Source organism: Actinoplanes sp. M2I2 (assembly GCF_023544445.1).
Lineage (GTDB): Bacteria > Actinomycetota > Actinomycetes > Mycobacteriales > Micromonosporaceae > Actinoplanes.
Map to the genome: position 1 here is coordinate 45,715 of NZ_JALPVJ010000016.1, position 19,583 is coordinate 65,297.

Genomic DNA, 19,583 nt, shown 5'->3' on the forward strand with positions numbered 1-19,583 from the left:
GTCGGTGACCAGCCGTCGCGCACCAGCCACCGCACAGCTACGTCAACCGGGCCAGGGCCTCGGCAACCTCGTCCACCGCCGCATCGAAGTCCGCACGCATCTCGTCGTCGGCGATGCAGTGCGCCAAGGCCGCCCGGGCATGCGGGTCCACGACCGTCAGCAGCGGCAACCGGCCGCGACGCAGACGCGAGGCCGCGACGCCGAGGTCCTCGCCCCACTCGTAGCGCAGCCCCCGGAGGTCGACCACCAGACCGTAGACGGTGCCCGGATCGTCGATGTCGAGGAACTCGTTGATCTTCCACTTGATGAACGCCGCGTCACCGGAACCGGACGACCCGGGCCGGTAGTCGCCCGAGAACGAGATGACACCGCCGAAGTAGCCGCGCTTGCGGGCACGGAACACCGAGCAGGTGTAGGTGATGTCGCTGATCCGGTCCAGATCGACCGGGATGAACTCCCGTGTGGCCATGTCTCCCTGCTGTTCTGGCGGTTCGGCGAATCGGCTCGACGGGGCGGTGGCGCTGTCCACGCGGCGACGATCAAGCAAGGACTGCGGCGACGATGGCGGCCGGGATAAAGGGTGCCAGGCCGAGGAGGTGTCTCGTGCGCTGCTCCGCGTCGCGGATGTCGGCGACCAGCAGGAAAATCATCGCGACGAAGAAGGCGCCCAAGCCCCAGGACATGCCATCTTCGAGGGGTACGGCTTCCGGTCGGACCTCTACCTGTGGCGGGCCGCTGCCCCGGCCCGAGTGGCCGCCGGGCGCCGGCATCCACAGGATCGACACCGCGAGGATCGCGCAGAGGACGCCGTAGCCGGTGATCCACCAGGCTGGGTGGCCCTGCACCACCGTGTCTTCGTCCCAGAAGAGCTTGAACAACTGCCAGCAGACCCCCGGGACCAGGACCATCAGGACCCCCGCGACGGCCATGACGCTGCTGTTGCATCCGCTCACCGCGCAGATGACGTCGACCGTCGCATCGCGGATCGCCTGGGCGTTCCTGGCCGGGCCGGCGTGCAGAAAGATAGCCATGCCCAGGGCAACGAGGGTGATCACCACCAGTGGGGCGAACGCCCAGCCGCTCTTCGTATCGTGGGGTCGCTCGGACGGGTCTTCGGTTTGCTTGGACATCGATCGAGAAGCCTACCGACTCAGATCAACTACTTGATCAGTCGCCGTAGCTGAGCCCCGGCCGCAAGCTCACCGCCATGCCCGGCGACGGCTACGGCCGCGGGCGATTGACCCGGCCACCGAACGGACTCCGGCCGACGCCGGCGCTCGCATGTTCGCCTATCCGGCGATCAGATCGACAAGAAGGTGTGTGCAGAACCCGCCCGGGATGATGTCACCCCGGGCGGGTCCTCAGCCGTCTCGGTGGGCGGCGACAGCAGTGCGGTCGACGGCCTGGTGAGCCGGCCCAGTCTTCGGACAGGTACGCCGATCAGCGGGCAGGTCGTGCGGCCTGCTCCGCCTGAGGTCCTACCGCAGTCCGGGCACGTCGACGACGATCAGCTCGGTGTCGTCGGCACGGCCCGGGATGCGGCCGTCGTTGCCGGGGAAGTTGTTGTCGTTGGCGACCAGCACCTTGTCGCCGGACAGCGGCAGGACCGACTCGACCGACTGCAACGGGAAGGAGAACAGCGGACCGACGCCGTACTCGTTCGGGCGGGCCGGGGCGGACACGCCGGACGGGTCGGCGATGCGCATCAGGTCGACGGCGGTGCGCCGCGGCAGGACACCGCGGGCGTCAGCCTGGTCGAGGTCCGTGACGACCAGACGCTTGACCACGGACTGCGGGCCCATCGCGTTGTCCCGCTCGATCAGCAGCAGTCGCCGGCCGTCCAGTACCGCGGCGTCTCCCACCACGAGAGACGGGTCGTCGACGCGGAACGTCCAGGTGCGGCTCGTGTAGCGGTTGGCGCGCACGTCGAACTCGTACACGATCCGGCGGCGCTGGTCGGCGTCGTCGGTGCGGGCGCCCTCGAGGATCGGGTAGAGAGTCTTGCCGTCCCGGCTGACCGCCATCGCCTCGAAGCCGCGGCTGGCGGGCACGGTCGCGGTCTCGCCTGAAGCCAGGTCGGGCGACTGCGGTGACTTGCCGCCGTCCGGCAGCGGGATGGGAGCTTGCAGCACCTTGCCGCTGCGGTCGGTGCGGACCAGGTACGGGCCGAACTCCTCGCCCAGCCACAGGTCGCCGCGGTAGTCGCGGGCCAGCGACTCGATGTCGAAGTCGGCTCCGGTCAGCAGCCGGTCCTTGGTGTCGGCGTTGACGATCGGGAACGGCACCTTGCGGTCCGGGTCGCGGAAGCTGATGAAGCCGCGGACGTTCACCTGGTGGGTGCGATAGTCCGGGTCGATGCGGTACGCGCGGAGCAGGAAGTCGGCCGAGTTGTTCTTCGCGCCGAAGCCGTTGTCCGGCATGGCGAGCAGGTGGCGGCCGGACTGGTCACCGGCGTACGCCGGGATCACCGCGGAGAAACCGGGAATCGGCTGGCCGGGGAACGGCGGGGTGATGCCGTTGACCGGGGTGGCAGCCAGCTGCGTGCCGGACACGGGACCGGGCTGGTAGGCCGTCGCGGACAGGATCGCGCGGCCCCGCAGCGTCGCCTCCGGACGGATCTTGACGGCCAGCGCGTACAGCCGGGTGATCTGGGTGGCGCTGCCGTTGTCGTCGGAGATCAGGTGCAGCACCCGCCGGCCGCCGGGCAGTCGCTCGCCGAGCGCCGCACCCTCGATGTTGTCGAGCAGCGGGTTGGGCTGCGGCTGCTTCGCGGTCGCGCCGGACGCAGGACAGTTCACCAGGTCGACCAGCAGCTGCTTGCCGAGCCAGGCGCGCGGGTCGGTCAGCGTCGTCAGCGACTCGACGGTGGTCACGTCGGGCGCGCCGGTCGCCGAGACCCGGTAGATCCGCACGGTGTTGCCGACACCCGCGGTGAAGCCACGCTCCACGGCCAGCAGCTGGTCGTCGCCGAGTGCCACCAGCTCGACCAGGCCCAGGGCCGGGTCGGTGCGGTAGGCGTACTGGGCGATCGGCTTGTCGTTCTCGTACCGGATGATCCGGTGCCCGTCGCCGTCGCCGGCCAGCGGTCCTTCCATGCCGGCGTAGAGCACCCGGTGGTCCGGGGTGGCGGCCAGCGCCTCGAAGGTCTGGTTGACCGCCGCCTGCCCGGCCGGGGCCACCTGGAACCGCGCCGGCACCGGCAGCGAGGCGATCTCCCGGCCGTCGGCGAGCCGGAACCGCCGGATCGACGGTTCCCGCTCGGAGCTGGCCAGCACCGTCCGCCCGTGCCGCTCGACCACGAGCCCTTCGCCGTCGAAATCAGTGCCCGTGTACGCCGTCCCGTCCGGCCGAGCCAGGAAGGTGACCCCGCGGACGGCCTTCCTGGCCAGGTCGACGTCGTAGATCCGGGCCGGGGTGGCACCGATGTTGTCGACCAGCGCCAGCGCGCGCGAACGCCCAGTCGGCGCGAGCGCGGACAGCCCGGCGACCTGGGTGCCCTGGAACGTCGTCTTGTCGAGCGCGTCGGAGAAGCCGAGCAACGAGGCATCCGGCCCGCAGGACTGCACGGGTGCCGCGGCTGCGGGCGAGGCCGGCGCCACCGCCAGCACGGAGATCATGACGGTCGCTGCGGCGGCCGCTCTTACCTGTCGTGAGGTTGTTGTCACGTCGATACCGTGCAACAACGGCGGGAACGCAGCGTGCCATCGTCGCCGCTCCATGGTCACCACACAGTGAACAGATTCCCTACCGTACGGTCGACTCGCGCAGATTTCCGGCGCCAAGAGTGCGCCACCTTCCGGAACACGCCGTCTGAACGGTGGCGACCCCCGGTCTCGAACCGGGCCGGCTCGAATCATGAGTTCGATCGGGCTCCGAAGCCCCCGGCCGCCAAGCAGCTCAACAGCGGAAACGGCACGAGACGGGGAAGCCTTGGGGGACTCGAACCCCGCGACGGAACGCGCTTTGCAGGCGCGCAGCACCACCTGGTACTCACCAAGGCCCTGCGTGGTGCCCCCGGCAGGACTCGAACCTGCGGCCTCCGGATCCGGAATCCGGCGCGCTCTCCGACTGCGCTACGAGGGCATGGTGCGGGAGGTGGGGCTCGAACCCACTCAGGACGCGTCCACCGGATTTACAGGCCGGCCCGACTCACCATCGTCGGCGCTCCCACTTGGGGTGATCGAGCGGAGTTGAACCGCCACCTCCGGGGCCACAACCCGGCGCTCTGCCATTGAGCTACGACCACAGTGCCCGATGACGGTGTCGAACCGCCGGCCTCCCCCGCGTGAAGGGGGCGCTCTCCCGCTGAGCTAATCGGGCCTTGCTCCCTCGGCTGGGGTCGAACCAGCATCGGCGGATTAACAGTCCGCTGTCCTGCCATTGAACGACGAGGGATCGAGTAGAGCCGACCGGATGTGAACCGGCACCTTCCGACTTGAAAAGACGGCGACCGGCCTGTCAGTCGACGGCTCCGTGTCCGCCGCGAGTGCCGCCGGAGGGATGCGAGCCCACAGTCCGGATCAAAAGTCCGGTGCCCGTCCACTCGGGCGCCGGCGGCCCGGTCGTGCTTGCGCCCTCGGGCGGAGTCGAACCGCCGGCCGTGCGCTTAGGAGGCGCCCGCTCTGTCCGGCTGAGCTACGAGGGCATGATGTGTACGCCGCCCCAGGATCGAACTGGGCTCCCCCGCTTAAGAGGCGGGTGCTAAGCCACTCAGCTAGCGGCGCATGGCGGAGAATGAAGGAGTTGAACCCTCGCCGTTGCCGACGGCCCGGTTTTCGAGACCGGTTGCACACCACCGCGCGCCACTCTCCGAAGTCCGGTCGACAGCGCCCCCGGCAGGACTCGAACCTGCGACCCCCGGATTCGTAATCCGGTGCTCTCTCCGACTGAGCTACGAGGGCATGGTGTCGTCGGCAGTAGTGTCGTCGGCAGGGCTCGAACCTGCGCGTCTCCTCGTTATCAGCGAGGTGCCTTCACCAGCTTGGCCACGACGACATGGCGGAGACGACAGGACTCGAACCTGCGAGGGGGGTGACCCCAACCGCATTAGCAGTGCGGCGCCATAGCCACTAGGCGACGTCTCCAACGTGCTGCGCGCCACCGACCGGTATCGAACCGGCGACCTCTCGCGTGACAAGCGAGCGCTCTCCCCCTGAGCTACGGCGGCATGGTGCTGGCCTGGGCCAGCTCGTGGAGCTGCGGGGAGTCGAACCCCGGGCCTTCCCATTGCGAGCGGGACGCTCTACCGACTGAGCTACAACCCCATGTGTTCGGGAGTCCGGAGTCGAACCGGAGTGACCGCGGGCGCCACCCGTGGCCGGCGGGACCGGCCGCTGTCGTCCCGGTCCTGGTCGTCGTGCGCGTCACGATCGTTGCCCGGTTCCGCGGTTTCGATGTCCTGCCGATTAGACCCCGGCGGGACCAGGCCGGGCCGCCGGTGTGCCGCCACCGGGTGTAGACCCAGCGGACGAGCCGGACGACGGTGGGCACGGGCCAGACGCCGATCGGGCGGTCGGGGACGTGGTCGTTGACCTCGGCGACCTGGCGGACGAGCATCTTGACGGCGTGGCGGAGGCTGACCCGGGCAGCGGCACCATGTCGGCGTTCAGGACCAGGACGTCGGACACCCGGGTCACCTCCCTTCTGCTGTAGATGTTGTTGTTGTTGAGAGCGGACGGCGGGACTCGAACCCGCGACCCCCACCTTGGCAAGGTGATGCGCTACCAACTGCGCTACGTCGGCCGCGTAGTCGCGGGCACTGTTGACCGTCCTCGCCGGCAGGGGAGCTACCACCCACCGACCGCGTCTCCCCGACGCGCCCCTCGCTCCGGCCGGGCTCGAACCGGCGTCCTTCCGATCCGAAGCCGGGGCGTGTAGCCGGCAACGCTCTCCGGAATGCTGCTTGGGGTGCCGAGGTCCCAGGGGCGGTCACTTCCGTAAGGGGATGCCGACGCCTGGATGGATGGTTGTGGCCGCCCAATGCCAGTGGCCCGGTTGACTCGCTGCGGCGCTACAACGCCGCGGGCGGTACACCAGCCGGCGGGCCGGGTTGTTACGCCCTCCCGCTGGCGCATCTCTGTGGAGCCTGCCGGGATCGAACCGGCGGCCTCGCGCCTGCCGAACGCGTGCTCTACCTGACTGAGCTAAGGCCCCATGTGCCGGTCGCCCCGTAGGGGCGGCGACCGGCTGAAAGGTGTTGCCAGGACCAGGCCGACCGCGTGGAGGCGTCGGCGGGTCCTGATCTCATGCCATTTCCACTGTTGAGTTCTCAAGCTCCCCGGCCGGAGCTGGGGAACATGTCCATGCCCGCAAGGTGCTGCGGGGGACGAAGCAGGGGCGACAGGAGTTGAACCTGCAACGGCTGGTTTTGGAGACCAGTGCTCTACCGGGTTGAGCTACGCCCCTATGGAGTTGAGCTGGGAAAGCAGAAAGGCCGCCTTCCCGGGTTCGGGAGGCGGCCGTAGCGCTGGGCGCTGGGCTCAGGCGCTGGGTGGCGCCTCCCGGTGTGCGGGCTTGCTGAGCTGCTCGTCGCAGACTCGTCGGGTCGTCTGGATTGCGCAGGCAGCCATGGCCGGCAGCGTCTGCTGCGGCTCGGTGACGGCGTGCCGGCGATTCATCGGGTGTCGCTCCGATCGAGGTGGATGCGGGAAGGAAGGAGTGGATACGAGAACGCCGCCCGTTCCGAGTGCGGGAGGGCGGCGTGGTCGCTAGCGGGTGAGGCTAGCGGCGCCACCGTTCCCACGCCTGGTTGTGGCCGGGTTCGCTCAGGTAGGTAGGTCGTCCGGTGGGCATGACGGTCTCGCCGAGCGGCAGGTGCCGCTGGGTGAGGTTTCGCCATGACGTCATCGGATGCTCCCGGGTTGCTGGGGTGTTGCCTTGGTGCTGATCACTACGGTAGAAGGCTCGCCGTACACCAGCAATCAAATTACGGGCGATGACAGGCGGTGCGTGAGCGGCTGGTGGCCGCTGCGCACTCATCTACCGGCACGTCGAACGCAAGAGCATGGCGAACCACTCCCCGCTGACTCCTGCACCGCCGGCGAGGTCGCCGCCGTGGCCGAGGGCGGGCATCGTCACCGGCACGCCAACGGCCACAAAGGACGCTGCCCCCCGGCGCCACCGCTTCTGCGCCGGGGCCGTGAGTTTGACCGGCCCTCGCCGGCATCCCGGCGGGTGCCCTGCCGGACCAGGACCATCGGAACTCAAGCCGCAGTGACAAGCGTGACATGTCATCCTCTCCCTCGCGGTGCTATACATGACATGTCACGTGAACTCGGACCAGGGAGATTGACATGGGACAGCTCGACGGCAAGACCGCGTTGGTCACCGGCGGCACCAGCGGAATCGGGTTGGCCTCCGCGCGACGGTTGGCGGGCGTCGGGGCAACGGTTTTCGTGACCGGGCGCGACCAGGAGAAGCTCGACGCGGCGACTGGCGAAGGGCTGGTGGCGATCCGCAGCGACGTCAGCGATCCGGCTGACCTCGACCGGGTGTTCACCGCCATCGCGGAGCGCGGCAACGGGCTCGACGTGCTGTTCGCGAACGCCGGCGGCGGCGGTTTCGCCATGCTCCGCGACACCAGCTGGGAACACTACGAGCAGACCTTCCACCGCAACGTGGGGGGCACGATCTTCACCGTGCAGAAGGCGCTGGCACTGCTCAACCCGGGCGCTGCCATCGTGCTGGCAGGGTCGACGGCGGTCGACGGCGGAACGCCGGCGTTCGGCATGTACGCGGCGAGCAAGGCGGCGATCCGTTCGTTCGGTCGCACCTGGGCAGCCGAACTCGTCGACCGGGGCATCCGGGTCAACACCATCGTGCCGGGCCCGACCGAAACGCCGGGTCTGGCCGGACTGGCCTCGGACCCGTCGGAGGTCGAGGCGGTCTTCAAGAACCTGGCTGACAACGTACCGATGAACCGTCTCGGTCGTCCCGAGGAGATCGCCAACGCGGTCCTGTTCCTCGCGTCGGATCAGTCGAGCTTCATGACCGGGGCCGAACTGTACGTCGACGGCGGCGAGCGGCAGGTATGAACACCACCGCAGCCACTATAAAAGAACCCATGACTGATGGTCCGTGGCTGGACGCCGATCAAAGACGTGTCTGGCTGGCCTGGATCCGCCTGCAGCTGCGGATGACTTACGAGATCAATCGTCAGCTGCAGGCGGACAGCGCTCTGTCGATGGCCGACTACGACGTGCTGACCGGGCTGAGCGTGAGCCCGGGCAACCGGTTGCCGATCAGCGCGCTCGCCAACCAGCTGGGCTGGGAGCGGAGCCGGGTGTCGCATCACGTGAAGCGAATGGCGGCGCGCGGGCTGGTCGCGATGACGGCCGCCGAGGCCGACCGCCGGGTAACTGAGGTGACGCTCACCGAGGACGGCGGAAGCCTGCTGCGCAGTGCCGCACCCGGTCACGCCGCACTCGTCAAGAACCTGTTCTTCGGCGACCTCCCCCCGGCCGGCCTGCCCGCGCTGGCCGAGTCGCTGGAGCAGATCTACGCGAACGTCCTGGCAAATGGCACGCTGCCTCCACCGCCGGACGGTCGATGAGCGTCCGCCCCCGACGGCGGACTAACTGATTCACGGCTGACGAGCGCCGACGCCACCAATGGTGATGCGGCTGGCCGGTGCTGCCCGTCCGCCCTCCGACTGGTGAACCCGTGTCGGACGAACAGAGTCACGCAGTACTGAACTTGCGGTGAATGCCGCCGAGCGTGAAGAGCATCCGATGCGAGGCGGTGGGCCCGCATCGACTCGGGGCGTTGTGGCCGCCATTGGTATTCACCGTCACCCGAATTCTGATTGCTGGTACAGGAAAAGTGGGTCTACGCCGGCGTCTTCTATAAACCCAGCCGTACAGATAGCTGGGTTCATGTGAACGTTCTGAAAAAGGAGAGTCATGCCGAACGCTGTTGTGTTGACCGACTTCGGGGCACCCGAGGTGTTGCGCTGGCAGCAGGTCGCCTGGCCCGAGCCGGGCCCTGGGCAGGTGCGCCTGAAGGTGGCCGCGGCCGGTGTCGGTCCCACCGATCTGGCGATCCGTTCCGGCCGTCTGCGGGCGTTCGGGGCAGCGCCCGGCGGTGTACTGGGCTTCGAGGCGGCAGGCACTGTGGACATGGTCGGTCCGGGTGTTACCGGGGTGTCGGTGGGTGACGAGATCGCCGCGCAATTGCTGAGCCTGGGCGGCTATGCCGAGTTCGCGATCGCCGGGATCTGGACGGTGAAGCCGGCGTCCGTGTCCTGGCATGACGCCGCCGCGTTGCCTGCGTCGGCCGAGGCGGCTGCCCGGGTGCTCGATGACGTCCGGTTGGAAAGCGGGCAGACGCTGCTGCTTTTCGGCGGCGGTGGATCGGTCGGCATGATCGCGACCCAGCTGGCGATCGCCCGCGGGGCTCGGGTGCTGAGCGTGGTCCGCGGGCACGACGAGCAGCTGGCCGGCGAACTGGGCGCCGAGCCGGTGAAGCTCGGCGATGCGGTCCGGGCCGACGCGGCGATCGATGCGGCGGGAACGGGAGTACTCGGACAAGCTCTCGCGTCGGTCGGCGACGCCGGGCGGGTGGTCACGCTGTCCGATCCACGTGCGGCTGATTTCGGCGTACGTCTGTCCGGTCCGCGCCCCGAGACGGCGGCGGCCGCACTCTTTGACGCCATGCAGATGTTCGCGGCCGGGAAGCTGCGGCTTCGAGCACAGCGGGTATTGCCGCTTCCCGAAGCCGCCGAGGCCCATCGCCGGCTCGAGGCCGGCTCCCGGGAGAAACTCATCCTCGTCACCTGATGCCGGCTCTCCACAGGGCAAAGCCTGGCGCCAATCGTGTGCGGCGCCGGCAGTGACGCACGCGGCTGCTTGGCCTACTCGCAGCCCACCCCGTCGCCGTCACGGTCGAGGTGCTTGCCGTATCCGGGATCTCCGCGCCGGATCGGGTCAGCACCGGCGTTCCGCACAGCCGTGCAGTTCTTGTAGTACACCGACGTCGGCGCCTTCGTCGTCGGGCGCGGCTTCGGTTTCGTGGTGGTCGGCCGCGGCTTGGGCTTCCTCGTCGTCGGCTTCACCGTAGGTTTGGACGTCGTGCGTGAGGGTGCCGGCCTTGAGCTCGGGGTCCGGCTCGGGGTGGCAGTCACGGTGGGCGTCGCCGTCGCCTCCGTAGTCGCCGGGGCGGCAACCGTCGGAACTGTCTCAGCCGGCGCCTGCACGGCCTCGGTGGTCGGCAGGGCGGCCACGTTGCGCGGCGCCGCGGTGGTGGCCTTCGGCTCCGGGCCGCCGGTGACGATCTGCCCGACGAACACGCCACCGCAGACCAGCAGCGACAGGGCTATCGCTCCGAGCGCGATCACGGCGATGGTGTTGGCCTTCTTCGCCCCGTCAGGCTGGGGTGTCGGCTGCGGGCGGGGCTGCTGCCACGGTCTCGGCTCGTTCGTCACCGGATCACCTTCGTGCCGGGTTCGCGCCGTGTCGATCAGCCGTCAGGCCGGACGGTGGAGATGATCGGCGCGTCAATGTCCGACTGCAACCGTTGGGTGGTCGGCTACGCGGGGAACGTTCCTGCCGGCTATGGGGATACACAAGTGACCAGCCACGAGGGCGACGCCACGGTGGCCGGTTTGCGCGTTGATCTGCCCACGCGTCGGGCGAGCACTGCCGGCCAAAGAGCTCCGACTACGCCGTACAAGGGACGCTGTCGCATCGGACACTGACGTCAACAGGCGTTTACATCCACCGGTCCGCCGGTACGCTGGACGGGTGACCAGCCCCGCACCGACCCGACGCCGGGACGCCGCCCGCACCCGGCAGCTGCTCCTCGAGGCCGCCCGTGCCCGGTTCGCCGACGACGGGTACGCGGCCACCACCGTGCGCGACATCGCCGACGACGCCGGGGTGAACGTCGCGCTGATCAGCCGCTACTTCCGGTCCAAGGAGGGCCTGTTCGAGGCCTGCCTGACCACCGCCGTCGACGAGATGCGCCGCGCCGCCGGCAGCGCCACGCTGGCCGAGGTGCCGCAGCGGATCGCCGAGCAGGCGGCCGGCATCGACTCCGGCGGCATCCCGCAACGGCTGGTCCTGCTGCTCCGTTCCTCGGGCGACGCGCGCGCCGACGAGATCCGGATCGGCATCCTGCGGTCGTACGCGGACAACCTGGCCACCCTGGCCGGCTGGACAGGGGACGACGACGACCTGCTGCTGCGGGCCCAGATCGCGATCGCCGCCTCGCTGGGCATCGCGATGCTGCGCTCCAAGACCCGCCTGGAGCCGCTCGCGTCGGCCGGTGCGCAAGAGCTCGTCGACCCGCTGTCCGACCTGATCAGCGGGCTGCTGGAGCGTCGTGCGTGAGCTGATCGGCCCGATCGTGGTCGCGCCGATGACCGGCGGCCCCTCCACCCCGGCCCTGGTCGGCGCGGCCACGGCGGCGGGCGCGACCGGGTTCCTGGCCGCCGGCTACAAGACCCCGCGGGCGGTCGAGGACGAGCTGCGGGCGGTCTCCGGGGCGTACGGGCTCAACATCTTCGTGCCCGGGCCGCCACCGGCCGATGTGGCCGCGCTCGAGCTCTACCGCGAGCTGCTGCGGCCCGAGGCCGAACGGTACGGCGTCGAGCTGCCACCCGTGCGGCTCCACGACGACGATCACTTCGCGGCGAAGGTCGAGCTGGCCGTCACGTACCGGGTCCCGCTGGTCAGCTTCACCTTCGGCGTGCCCGATCGGGCCGTGCTGGCCGCGCTCCGGCAGGCCGGCTGCCGCGTGCTGATCACCGTGACCTCGGCCGCCGAGGCCAGCCGGGGCCGGGCCGCCGGGGCCGACGCCCTGATCGCCCAGGGCGGTCCGGCCGGCGGGCACTCGGCCACCACCAGCCCGGAGACCTACCTCGGCGACACCACCACGGCGGACGTCGTGGCCGCGGTCCGGGGCGACCTCCCGGTGATCGCCGCCGGCGGCGTCGCGGACGCCGGGGACGTCGAACGACTGCTCGCGGCCGGGGCCGTCGCCGTGCAGTGCGGCACCGCCTTTCTGCTCGCCGACGAGGCCGGCACCCGGGCCGCGCAGCGCGAGCACATGCTGGCCGGGCGGGCCACCGGCACGGTGGTCACCCGGGCCTTCACCGGGCAGCCGGCCCGGGCGCTTCGCAACCGGTTCACCGATACCTACACGTCGATGGCGCCGATCGGCTATCCGGCCGTGCACCACCTGACCGCGCCCCTGCGGGCCGCCGCGGCTCAGGCCGCGGACGCCGACGGCATCAACCTCTGGGCCGGTACGGGGTTCCGCTCGGCCCGTGGCGGCCCGGCGGCCGAACTGGTGGCCAGGCTCATGCCCGGCTCCCAGTCGTAGCGGCCGGCCCAGCCGAGCAGGTCGATCATCCGGCGCACCTCCGGCGACGGGGCGCGCATCCACAGCCGGCGGCCACAGTCGCGCACCCGCTGGGTGACCTGTGCGAGAGCCGTCGCGCCGCCGACGTGCAGCAACGTGACCGCGGACAGGTCGATGACGACGTCCCCGGCGCAGCCGGCCAGCAGTTCCAGCGCCATATCGAAGAGCGGCAGCGTGCCGGGATCGACCTGCCCGGCCACCAGCGCCCCGGGCGGGTCGGCCATCGCGGTGATCTCCAGCGGCCACCCCGGCGCGGTGTTCGCCTCCGTCCGTGCTTCGGCGTTCGAGTACATGGTGCTCCCCCTGACAACTGCTGACCTGACAACTGCTGACCTGACAACCGACCCGTAACCGCGCATTCCACGTGCGGCTCGACCCATGCCCGTTCGCACCACTTGATGTCAATTGGCCAGCCGGGCACCCGAGTCGCCGGTCACCCGTCGCCGATCGCGTCGCCGAGTGAGCCTGCCCATAGGCGGCCCCGGGGAGGCGGTCGAACTCCTACCTTTGGGGAGTGACTCTGGTACATGCGGCCGACACCGCGTCCCGCGCCTGGCTGGGCGCCCTCAAGCTTCTCGCCGGCTCGCAGCGCACCGGGTATTTCCGCGAGATGCCCGGCGGCACCGCCCAGATCGTCACGGGGGCGCCGTTCCCGTCGCTGAACGGCGTCGCCGCGGTCGTCGGCATCCCCTCGCCGGAGGAGATCGCCGAGCTGGCCGGCTCGGCGCGCCTGCGCGAGGTGGCCTGGACGATCCACGTACGCGGCGACGGCGTGGACGAGCGGATCGCCGCGATCGCCGGGCGCAACGGCCTCACCGGGAGCATGCCGCTGCCGTTCATGGTCCGCGACCTGACCGTCGCGGACGCGGCCGAGGTGCCGTTCGCGCGCCGCATCACCGACGCCGACAGCGTCTCCTACCAGCGCACCATGGCTGCCGGCTTCGAGGCGCCCGAGCCGCTGTTCACGATCTTCGCCGAGCCCGCCGTCGTCGCCCTGCCGGGCGGGAGCGGCTATCTGGTCGAAGTGGACGGGGTACCGGTGGCCACCTCGTTCGGGGTCATGGTGGGCGATCAGGTCGGCGTCTTCAACATCGCCGTGCCGCCGGCCTTCCGCCGCAAGGGGTACGGCCGGCTGGCCACCGCCGCGGTCCTGCGCGACGCCTACGCGGCCGGCGCCCGCACCGCGTTCCTGCACGCCACGCCCGACGGGCTTCCGCTCTACCGCGCGATGGGCTTCGAGGTCGCCGAGAACTGGACGGTCTTCTCCGCGGGCGCCTGACCCGGCGCGACACCGGCTGACGGGCGGCGGCGAAGCAGTTCATGGGCGGCGCTGGTAAAGGACGAGGGTCGAGCTGGACAGGCGCCAGGTGCGCACCGGCCGGAACTCGGCACGCAGCACAGGGGCCAGGTCGGGCCGGGCGGTCGTCGGGTCCCGCGGCCGGCCGTAGGCGAAGAACCAGACCCGCTGCTGAGCGCGCAGCCGGGCCGCGGAATCGGGCGCCTCGACCGCGCGGAGGTCGCCGGCCTCGGCCGCCGTGCGGCTCAGCAGGAAGTCGGCCGGGCGTCCCGGGTCGTCGCGCAGGTAGTAGAGCAGGCCGGCGCGCAGGTCGCGTTCGGGCGGGAAGAGCACCACGTCGCCGGGTTGCTGGTGCCGGGCCACCGTACGGGCGGCCGCGCGGTAGTTGCCGCCGTTGTGGGAGTCGGTCTCGCGCAGCGTGCGCTGAGCGGGCCAGGCCGCCCAGGCCACCGCGACCAGGACGACCACCGCCCGGGCGAGCCCGGCGCGCCGTCGGCCGCGCGGCGCCCCCGGCGGGTGCCGGTCCGAGTCGGACGTGGTCTCCGGTTGCGCTGGTTGCGGCGTGCGTTCAACTCCACCGCGGCCTGATCTCCGGTTGGCCGTCGGCCCCAGAGTCGCGAGCGCGGCCAGCAGGGCGAGCCAGGGCAGGACGACCAGCAGGTAGCGCGGAACCCAGAACGGCTGTCCGGCCGTCGCGGCCGCCCCGAGGACCAGCGCCGGGAGCAGCGCCAGAGCCGCGAGCGGCACGATCCGGTGCGGACGGTCCCGTACGAGCAGGGCCAGACCGACCAGCAGCCAGGCCACCGCGGCCGAGCCGGCGATGTCCTCGGGCGCGGTGAGCACGTCGTCGAGGGTGAGCGGGCCGTAGATCCAGCCGATCTGCGCGTCCACCTGCCCGGCCGCGGTCAGGGCCAGCGGCGCCAGCGGCAGGACTCCCACGACGACGGCAGCCGCCCAGACCACGACGGTCCGGGTACGCCGGGTGCGCCACCAGTGCAGGCCGACGATGACCGCGTGGCCGGCGAGCGCGCTCAGGGCGACCAGGTGCCCGGCTCCCAGCAAGGCCACGGCCAGCCCGTACGGAAGGGCCGTGCGCGCGCCGGGGCGGTCGATCAGCCGGTGGAGCAGCAGGGTCGCCAGCACGAAGAGCAGGCAGGTGATCGCATAGACGCGCGCCTCCTGGGCGTACCGGGAGGTCTGCGGGATCAGCGCGAAGATCACGCCGGCCAGCAGACCGGCGGCCGGGCCGGCCAGCCGGGCTCCCAGCGCGCCGAGCAGCCCGGCGGTCAGGGCCATGGCGATCCAGGAGGGGGCCCGCAGCGCCCACTCGGAGATCCCGAACACCTCCGTCCAGCCGTGCATGAAGAAGTAGTACGGGGTGATGGCCGCGTCGATGTGGTGGGCGAGCCGCCAGATCTGGGCCGGTGTCCGGGTCGCGACGTCCGCCGTGGCCACCTCGTCCCAGCTGAGCACCGGGGTGGCGAGGTGCCGGGCGGAGATCAGGGCCATGAGCAGCGCCGGGACGAGCACTGGAACGAGGCGCCCGAGCCAGAGGCGCGCCCGTGCCCGGCGTTGTGTGCCCGGGTCGTCCATGTCCGGCCTCCGTGTCGGTCGGCGGGGAAAGTCGGTGAGGGAAGTCGGCGGGAAAGGCGGCGGGAGCGGCGGGAAAGGCGCGGGGTGATCGACCGGCGCGTGACAGAACCGGCCGCGCCCGCATACCCAGTGCGACGCGGATGAATATTTCGATCCGAATTGGCAATGCGCCGGCCGGGCCGGGTGGGCCCGTGTGCCCGGACGGGGAACGGAGGTGGTCGTGGTGACCCTGGTGAGCGTCGTCGTCCCGGTCCACGGAGTGCAGGGCTACCTGCGGGAATGCCTGGACTCGCTGCTCGGCCAGTCGTTCACCGATCTCGAGGTGATCGCGGTGGACGACGCCTCACCCGACGGCAGCGCCGCGATCCTGGCCGAGATCGCCGCCCGCGACCCGCGGCTGCAAGTGATCACCTTGGACCGCAACGTCGGCCAGGGTCCGGCGCGCAACGCCGGCCTCGAGCGCGCCCGGGGCCGGTACGTCTGGTTCCTGGACGGCGACGACTGGCTGGCGCCGGGCGCGATGGCGGCGGTGGCCGACCGGCTGCGGCAGACCGGCGCCGACGTGCTGCTGGTCGACTGGGTCCGCGAGCACTGGACCGGCCGGGTGCAGGGCAGCTGGGTCGGCCGGGCCCTGCGCGACGCCCCCGAGGTCTTCACCTTGGACAGCTGGCCGCGGGTGATCGACGTGCTGCACGTCGCCTGGAACAAGATCGTCCGGCGGGAGCTGCTGGACCGCCTCGGTTTCCGGTTCGACCCGGGCTGGTACGAGGATCTGCCGTACACCTACGGAGTGCTCGCCGTGGCCGAGCGGATCAGCACCCTCGACCGCGTGTGTGTGCACTACCGCCAGCGCCGGGTGGGCGCGGCCACCCGGACCGTGGGGGCCGGCCACCTGGCGATCTTCCCGGCCTGGGTACGCACGCACGCGCTGGTCGGCGAGTGGGGGCGCGACCCGGCGGCGGTGCGGCCTCTGCTGTTCCGGCGGATGATCTGGCACCTGCTCAAGGTGCTGGGCAACCGGCAGCGCATCCAGGGCCGGGCCCGCCGGTTCTTCTTCGCCCGGATGCACGAGCACTACGAGCGCTTCGTCCCGGCCGGCGGCTATCCGGTGCCCGACGGCGTCGAGGGGGTCAAGCACCGGCTCGTGGCCCGCGGGCGGTATCGGACCTTCGAGGCGCTGCGCGCGGCCAACCGCCTGCGGGTGCGGTCACGACGACCGGCCCGGCGGGCGATCCGCCGGGGCCGCCGGTTCGCCGGGGCCGTCCGGACGCGGGCCTTCCGCCTGTACTACCGGGCGCAGCTACGGCGGCCGGTCGACGAGAATCTGGTGCTGTACTCGGCGTACTGGCATCGCGGATACGCGTCGAACCCGGCCGCGATCTACGAGAAGGCCCGGGAGGTCGTCCCCGGTCTGCGCGGGGTGTGGGCGGTGCGCCGCGACCGGGTCAAGGACCTGCCGCCGGGCGTCGAGCACGTGGTGAGCGGCACCCGTGCGTACTATCGCGCGCTGGCCCGGGCCCGGTATCTGGTCAACAACGTCAACTGGCCGGACTGGGCGACCAAGCGCCCGGGCTCGGTGCACGTCATGACCCACCACGGCACCCCGGTCAAGGTGATGGGACTGGACCAGCTGCGCTACCCGGGAGGCGTGAAGGACCCGGACTTCGCGGCGCAGATCCGCCGGGCCGACCGGTGGGACTTCAGCATCACGGCCAACGCCTTCACCACCGAGCAGTGGAAACGGGCTTACCCGTGCCGGCACGAGACGCTCGAGGTCGGCTATCCCCGCAACGACCGGCTCGCCCGCGCCACCCCGGACGAGGTGGCGGCCGTACGCGAGCGCCTCGGGATCCCGGCGGGCCGGACGGTGGTGCTCTACGCCCCCACGCACCGGGAGTGGCACCGCCGCAGCCAGATGCTGCTCGACATCGACGACCTGGCCCGGCAGCTGGGCCCGGATCACCTCATCCTGGTACGGGCGCACTACTTCTACGGCGGCTCCGGCCGCCGCGCCGGCGACGGCACCAGCCAGGTGATCGACGTGTCCGGCCAGCCCAGCGTCGAGGACCTCTATCTCGCCGCCGACCTGTTGATCACGGATTACTCGTCGCTGATGTTCGACTACGCCGTGCTCGACCGGCCGATCGTCGTCTTCGCCCCCGACTGGCAGGCGTACCAGCTGATCCGCGGCGTCTACTTCGACCTGACGGCCGAGCCGCCGGGGGCCGTGGCGACCACGTACGCCGACCTGCTCGACGTGCTCCGCACCGGCGCCTACCGCGACGACTACGCGACCAAGGCCCGGCTCAAGTTCCGCCAGCGATTCTGCTATCTCGACGACGGCGGCGCCGCCGAACGAGTCGTGCGACGTGTGTTCACCGACGGTGGAGGCCAAGATGACCCCGAACCTGCCCCGGGCGTGGCGATCCCGCATCAACCGGGCCCTCGTGACCACGACCGGGTACCGGATCGTCCGGGCCGGGTCCGGCCGGCCGGCCCGGGCGCCTGAGCCGCCGCCGGTCCGCCCGGCGCCGCCGCCGCCGCCGAAGCCACCGGCCCCGGCCAAGCCGGCCGAGGAGACGTATCCGGCCGACTACGACGAGGTGGCCGTGCCGATCCTGCGCGCGGCCCACCCGTACACGATGACCCGCAAGGAGAAGCGCTACGCGCTGTACCTGGCCACGAGGTACGTCGTCGAGCACGACATCCCGGGCGCGATCGTCGAGTGCGGGGTGTGGCGGGGCGGCAGCATGCACGTGGTCGCGCGGACGTTGCTGGCGATCGGCGACACCTCGCGCGAGCTCTACCTGTTCGACACCTTCGAGGGGATGACCGAGCCGGGCGACAAGGACCTCACGTACGGCGGCCGGCCGGTCGCCGAGCTGCTGAGCGCCCAGCCCCGGACCGCGCGGATCTGGGCCGTCGCCGGGCTGGAGGACGTGCGGGAGGGCTTCGCCGCGATCCCGTACCCGTCGGAGCGGATCCACTTCGTCCAGGGCCCGGTCGAGTCGACGTTGCCCGCGCAGGCTCCCGACCGCATAGCGATCCTGCGGCTCGACACCGACTGGTACGAGTCCACCCGCCACGAACTGGAGTCGCTGTACGAGAGGCTGGCGCCGGGCGGTGTGCTGATCATCGACGACTACGGCACCTTCAAGGGCGCCCGGGAGGCCGTCGACGAGTTCGTCCGGCGGACCGGTGCCCGGCTCCTGCTCGTGCCGCTGGGGCCGGGACGCATCGCGGTCAAGCCCTGAGGCGCCGCACCCGGCCGGCCGTCGCGGCGGCCAGTCCCACCACCGCGACCCCCGCCACCACGGCCCGGGCCCGCCGGCGCTGCGGGAGCCCCCAGCCGCCCCGGCCACTCACCGGGGCCGGGCGCACCTCGAACAGGGCCCCGTCGGTGGGTTCGGCCGGCTCCCCCGCACGACCGAAGTACCAGCCGCCGAGCCGCGCCGACAGCGTGCCGGTGAGCCCGGGCGCGATCGCGTGCCCGAACGACAGGACGTGCTGGCTGCCCACCAGCCGGGTCCGCCGGGGACGGCCGGCCAGCGACACGATCGCCGCCGCCACCCGCTCGGGCGTGACCACCGGCGGCACCGGCCGCAGCGTGCGCCCGGTGTAGTTGCCCGAGCGGGCCGCCGTGGGCGTGTCGGTGAACGCCGGATAGACCCCGCACACCCGGACCTTCGAGTGCGACGCCAGTTCCGAGCGCAGCGCCTGCGTGAAGCCGGCCACGCCGAACTTGGCCGCGCTGTAGCTGGCCGCCCACGGGCTCGGCAGCCGCCCGCCGATCGACACGACGTTGATCAGCACCCCGGTGCCGCGGGCGAGGAAGTGCGGCAGGACGGCGTGCGCCCCGTTGATCACGCCCACCAGGTCGACCTCGACGAGCCGCCGGTGGGTCTCCAGCGGGATGTCCTCGAACAGTCCCCAGAGGCTGGTGCCCGCGTTGTTGACCCACACGTCGACGCCGCCGAAGGCCGCCACCGCCTCGTCCGCCACGCGGCGCAGGGCTTCGCCGTCGGCCACGTCCGCGGCGACCACCAGCGTGCGGCCGCCCGCGGCCCGGCAGCGCTCCGCCGCCTCGGCCAGCGGGGCGGCGGCCCGGGCGACGAGCACGACATTCGCGCCGCGCCGGGCGAACGCCTCCGCCGTGCACAACCCGATACCGCTCGACGCGCCCGTGATCACCACGGTCGATTCCCGGTCAGTCATCGGCGTACCTCCCTGTCGGCTCGTCGTCCGGCCCGGCATTCCCGGCGGGACGGACGCCTAACGCGCCACAGGTTTCGGGGCTCAGCGGTGGGTATGCGAAGGCTCGCACCGAGCACAG

The 19,583-nt window shown here is 71.3% G+C and carries 16 protein-coding genes and 19 tRNA genes; 8 read left to right on the forward strand and 27 right to left on the reverse strand.

The annotated features are described in order from the left end of the window. Positions 1 to 37 precede the first annotated feature (37 nt). The 23 genes from HJC40_RS30005 to HJC40_RS45585 all read right to left on the reverse strand — a co-directional run bounded on the left by HJC40_RS30005 (position 38) and on the right by HJC40_RS45585 (position 6,846). Positions 38 to 469 (reverse strand): hypothetical protein, encoded by a 432-nt coding sequence (locus tag HJC40_RS30005; protein ID WP_250006188.1) that lies wholly within the window; start codon positions 467 to 469, stop codon positions 38 to 40. 70 nt (positions 470 to 539) lie between these two features. After that, on the reverse strand, positions 540 to 1,130 hold the full coding sequence (locus HJC40_RS30010; protein ID WP_250006190.1) for a hypothetical protein: 591 nt from the start codon (positions 1,128 to 1,130) through the stop codon (positions 540 to 542). 348 nt (positions 1,131 to 1,478) lie between these two features. Next, complete coding sequence (locus HJC40_RS30015; protein ID WP_250006192.1) at positions 1,479 to 3,617, reverse strand: esterase-like activity of phytase family protein; 2,139 nt, start codon at positions 3,615 to 3,617, stop codon at positions 1,479 to 1,481. A 307-nt stretch (positions 3,618 to 3,924) separates the two neighbouring features. Beyond that, positions 3,925 to 4,002, reverse strand: a tRNA-Cys gene (locus tag HJC40_RS30020). A 4-nt stretch (positions 4,003 to 4,006) separates the two neighbouring features. Next, positions 4,007 to 4,083, reverse strand: a tRNA-Arg gene (locus HJC40_RS30025). Position 4,084: 1 nt separating this feature from the next. After that, positions 4,085 to 4,171, reverse strand: a tRNA-Tyr gene (locus HJC40_RS30030). A gap of 1 nt (position 4,172) precedes the next feature. After that, positions 4,173 to 4,246: transfer RNA gene (locus tag HJC40_RS30035), tRNA-His, on the reverse strand. A 2-nt stretch (positions 4,247 to 4,248) separates the two neighbouring features. Further along, positions 4,249 to 4,320 (reverse strand) — tRNA-Val (locus tag HJC40_RS30040). Between the two features lie 4 nt (positions 4,321 to 4,324). Continuing rightward, a tRNA-Asn gene (locus HJC40_RS30045) sits at positions 4,325 to 4,395 on the reverse strand. Between the two features lie 5 nt (positions 4,396 to 4,400). Further along, a tRNA-Glu gene (locus HJC40_RS30050) sits at positions 4,401 to 4,473 on the reverse strand. Positions 4,474 to 4,487: 14 nt separating this feature from the next. Beyond that, positions 4,488 to 4,558, reverse strand: a tRNA-Lys gene (locus HJC40_RS30055). Between the two features lie 13 nt (positions 4,559 to 4,571). Then, positions 4,572 to 4,645: transfer RNA gene (locus HJC40_RS30060), tRNA-Arg, on the reverse strand. 8 nt (positions 4,646 to 4,653) lie between these two features. Continuing rightward, positions 4,654 to 4,724, reverse strand: a tRNA-Lys gene (locus tag HJC40_RS30065). Between the two features lies 1 nt (position 4,725). Then, a tRNA-Ser gene (locus HJC40_RS30070) sits at positions 4,726 to 4,811 on the reverse strand. Positions 4,812 to 4,827: 16 nt separating this feature from the next. Then, positions 4,828 to 4,901, reverse strand: a tRNA-Arg gene (locus HJC40_RS30075). 19 nt (positions 4,902 to 4,920) lie between these two features. Next, positions 4,921 to 4,995, reverse strand: a tRNA-Ile gene (locus HJC40_RS30080). Between the two features lies 1 nt (position 4,996). Continuing rightward, positions 4,997 to 5,084, reverse strand: a tRNA-Ser gene (locus tag HJC40_RS30085). An 11-nt stretch (positions 5,085 to 5,095) separates the two neighbouring features. Next, positions 5,096 to 5,167: transfer RNA gene (locus HJC40_RS30090), tRNA-Asp, on the reverse strand. Positions 5,168 to 5,191: 24 nt separating this feature from the next. Beyond that, positions 5,192 to 5,264: transfer RNA gene (locus HJC40_RS30095), tRNA-Ala, on the reverse strand. Between the two features lie 405 nt (positions 5,265 to 5,669). After that, positions 5,670 to 5,745 (reverse strand) — tRNA-Gly (locus HJC40_RS30100). 334 nt (positions 5,746 to 6,079) lie between these two features. Continuing rightward, positions 6,080 to 6,153 (reverse strand) — tRNA-Ala (locus tag HJC40_RS30105). Positions 6,154 to 6,331: 178 nt separating this feature from the next. Next, positions 6,332 to 6,405 (reverse strand) — tRNA-Trp (locus HJC40_RS30110). 315 nt (positions 6,406 to 6,720) lie between these two features. Further along, entirely contained in the window at positions 6,721 to 6,846 is a 126-nt protein-coding gene (locus HJC40_RS45585; RefSeq protein ID WP_284043938.1) for a hypothetical protein, read from the reverse strand. 446 nt (positions 6,847 to 7,292) lie between these two features. Between HJC40_RS45585 and HJC40_RS30115 the strand changes: the two genes are divergently transcribed. The 3 genes from HJC40_RS30115 to HJC40_RS30125 all read left to right on the forward strand — a co-directional run bounded on the left by HJC40_RS30115 (position 7,293) and on the right by HJC40_RS30125 (position 9,776). Next, positions 7,293 to 8,033, forward strand: a complete 741-nt coding sequence (locus HJC40_RS30115) for an SDR family NAD(P)-dependent oxidoreductase (RefSeq protein ID WP_250006194.1) — start codon at positions 7,293 to 7,295, stop codon at positions 8,031 to 8,033. Further along, a complete protein-coding gene (locus HJC40_RS30120) occupies positions 8,030 to 8,551 on the forward strand; it encodes a MarR family winged helix-turn-helix transcriptional regulator (protein ID WP_250006196.1) in 522 nt (173 codons plus the stop codon). The genes HJC40_RS30115 and HJC40_RS30120 overlap by 4 nt, the downstream gene beginning before the upstream one ends. A 349-nt stretch (positions 8,552 to 8,900) precedes the next feature. Beyond that, positions 8,901 to 9,776, forward strand: coding sequence for an NADP-dependent oxidoreductase (locus tag HJC40_RS30125; protein ID WP_284043939.1), 876 nt, complete (start codon positions 8,901 to 8,903; stop codon positions 9,774 to 9,776). A gap of 74 nt (positions 9,777 to 9,850) precedes the next feature. Here HJC40_RS30125 and HJC40_RS46305 read toward each other — a convergent pair whose 3' ends face one another. Then, positions 9,851 to 10,420: an excalibur calcium-binding domain-containing protein gene (locus HJC40_RS46305; protein WP_250006200.1), complete on the reverse strand. Its 570-nt coding sequence runs from the start codon at positions 10,418 to 10,420 to the stop codon at positions 9,851 to 9,853. Between the two features lie 319 nt (positions 10,421 to 10,739). Here HJC40_RS46305 and HJC40_RS30135 point away from each other — a divergent pair, with 319 nt between their 5' ends. Together HJC40_RS30135 and HJC40_RS30140 are read left to right on the forward strand one after the other, a co-directional pair. Beyond that, positions 10,740 to 11,327, forward strand: a complete 588-nt coding sequence (locus tag HJC40_RS30135) for a TetR family transcriptional regulator (RefSeq protein WP_250006202.1) — start codon at positions 10,740 to 10,742, stop codon at positions 11,325 to 11,327. Continuing rightward, positions 11,320 to 12,321 (forward strand): nitronate monooxygenase, encoded by a 1,002-nt coding sequence (locus HJC40_RS30140; protein WP_250006204.1) that lies wholly within the window; start codon positions 11,320 to 11,322, stop codon positions 12,319 to 12,321. Before HJC40_RS30135 ends, HJC40_RS30140 begins: the two co-directional genes overlap by 8 nt. On the opposite strand, the gene HJC40_RS30145 is transcribed toward HJC40_RS30140, so the two are convergent. After that, positions 12,207 to 12,653: an STAS domain-containing protein gene (locus HJC40_RS30145; RefSeq protein WP_250006206.1), complete on the reverse strand. Its 447-nt coding sequence runs from the start codon at positions 12,651 to 12,653 to the stop codon at positions 12,207 to 12,209. The two genes, HJC40_RS30140 and HJC40_RS30145, sit on opposite strands and share 115 nt — an antisense overlap. Before the next feature lie 221 nt (positions 12,654 to 12,874). Between HJC40_RS30145 and HJC40_RS30150 the strand changes: the two genes are divergently transcribed. After that, positions 12,875 to 13,639, forward strand: coding sequence for a GNAT family N-acetyltransferase (locus HJC40_RS30150; protein ID WP_250006208.1), 765 nt, complete (start codon positions 12,875 to 12,877; stop codon positions 13,637 to 13,639). 39 nt (positions 13,640 to 13,678) lie between these two features. Here the strand turns inward: HJC40_RS30150 and HJC40_RS30155 are convergent, their stop codons facing one another. Next, positions 13,679 to 15,250: a glycosyltransferase family 39 protein gene (locus tag HJC40_RS30155; protein ID WP_250006210.1), complete on the reverse strand. Its 1,572-nt coding sequence runs from the start codon at positions 15,248 to 15,250 to the stop codon at positions 13,679 to 13,681. A gap of 223 nt (positions 15,251 to 15,473) precedes the next feature. On the opposite strand from HJC40_RS30155, the gene HJC40_RS30160 reads away from it, so the two are divergent. Together HJC40_RS30160 and HJC40_RS30165 are read left to right on the forward strand one after the other, a co-directional pair. Continuing rightward, positions 15,474 to 17,759 carry a bifunctional glycosyltransferase family 2 protein/CDP-glycerol:glycerophosphate glycerophosphotransferase gene (locus HJC40_RS30160; protein ID WP_250006505.1) on the forward strand — a complete coding sequence of 762 codons (2,286 nt, stop codon included), beginning with the start codon at positions 15,474 to 15,476 and terminating at the stop codon, positions 17,757 to 17,759. Continuing rightward, a complete protein-coding gene (locus tag HJC40_RS30165; protein ID WP_250006212.1) occupies positions 17,698 to 18,504 on the forward strand; it encodes a TylF/MycF/NovP-related O-methyltransferase in 807 nt (268 codons plus the stop codon). The genes HJC40_RS30160 and HJC40_RS30165 overlap by 62 nt, the downstream gene beginning before the upstream one ends. On the opposite strand, the gene HJC40_RS30170 is transcribed toward HJC40_RS30165, so the two are convergent. Continuing rightward, positions 18,494 to 19,465 (reverse strand): SDR family oxidoreductase, encoded by a 972-nt coding sequence (locus tag HJC40_RS30170; RefSeq protein ID WP_250006214.1) that lies wholly within the window; start codon positions 19,463 to 19,465, stop codon positions 18,494 to 18,496. The two genes, HJC40_RS30165 and HJC40_RS30170, sit on opposite strands and share 11 nt — an antisense overlap. Positions 19,466 to 19,583: the final 118 nt, after the last annotated feature.

Excerpts from the sequence above, each read along its gene's own strand:
- HJC40_RS30015 (WP_250006192.1), bottom strand. The coding sequence starts at position 3,617 with ATGATCTCCGTGCTGGCGGTGGCGCCGGCCTCGCCCGCAGCCGCGGCA.
- HJC40_RS30170 (WP_250006214.1), bottom strand. The coding sequence starts at position 19,465 with ATGACTGACCGGGAATCGACCGTGGTGATCACGGGCGCGTCGAGCGGT.
- HJC40_RS30115 (WP_250006194.1), top strand. The coding sequence starts at position 7,293 with ATGGGACAGCTCGACGGCAAGACCGCGTTGGTCACCGGCGGCACCAGC.
- HJC40_RS30120 (WP_250006196.1), top strand. The coding sequence starts at position 8,030 with ATGAACACCACCGCAGCCACTATAAAAGAACCCATGACTGATGGTCCG.
- HJC40_RS30005 (WP_250006188.1), bottom strand. The coding sequence starts at position 469 with ATGGCCACACGGGAGTTCATCCCGGTCGATCTGGACCGGATCAGCGAC.
- HJC40_RS30010 (WP_250006190.1), bottom strand. The coding sequence starts at position 1,130 with ATGTCCAAGCAAACCGAAGACCCGTCCGAGCGACCCCACGATACGAAG.
- HJC40_RS30155 (WP_250006210.1), bottom strand. The coding sequence starts at position 15,250 with ATGGACGACCCGGGCACACAACGCCGGGCACGGGCGCGCCTCTGGCTC.
- HJC40_RS45585 (WP_284043938.1), bottom strand. The coding sequence starts at position 6,846 with ATGACGTCATGGCGAAACCTCACCCAGCGGCACCTGCCGCTCGGCGAG.
- HJC40_RS30125 (WP_284043939.1), top strand. The coding sequence starts at position 8,901 with ATGCCGAACGCTGTTGTGTTGACCGACTTCGGGGCACCCGAGGTGTTG.
- HJC40_RS30145 (WP_250006206.1), bottom strand. The coding sequence starts at position 12,653 with ATGTACTCGAACGCCGAAGCACGGACGGAGGCGAACACCGCGCCGGGG.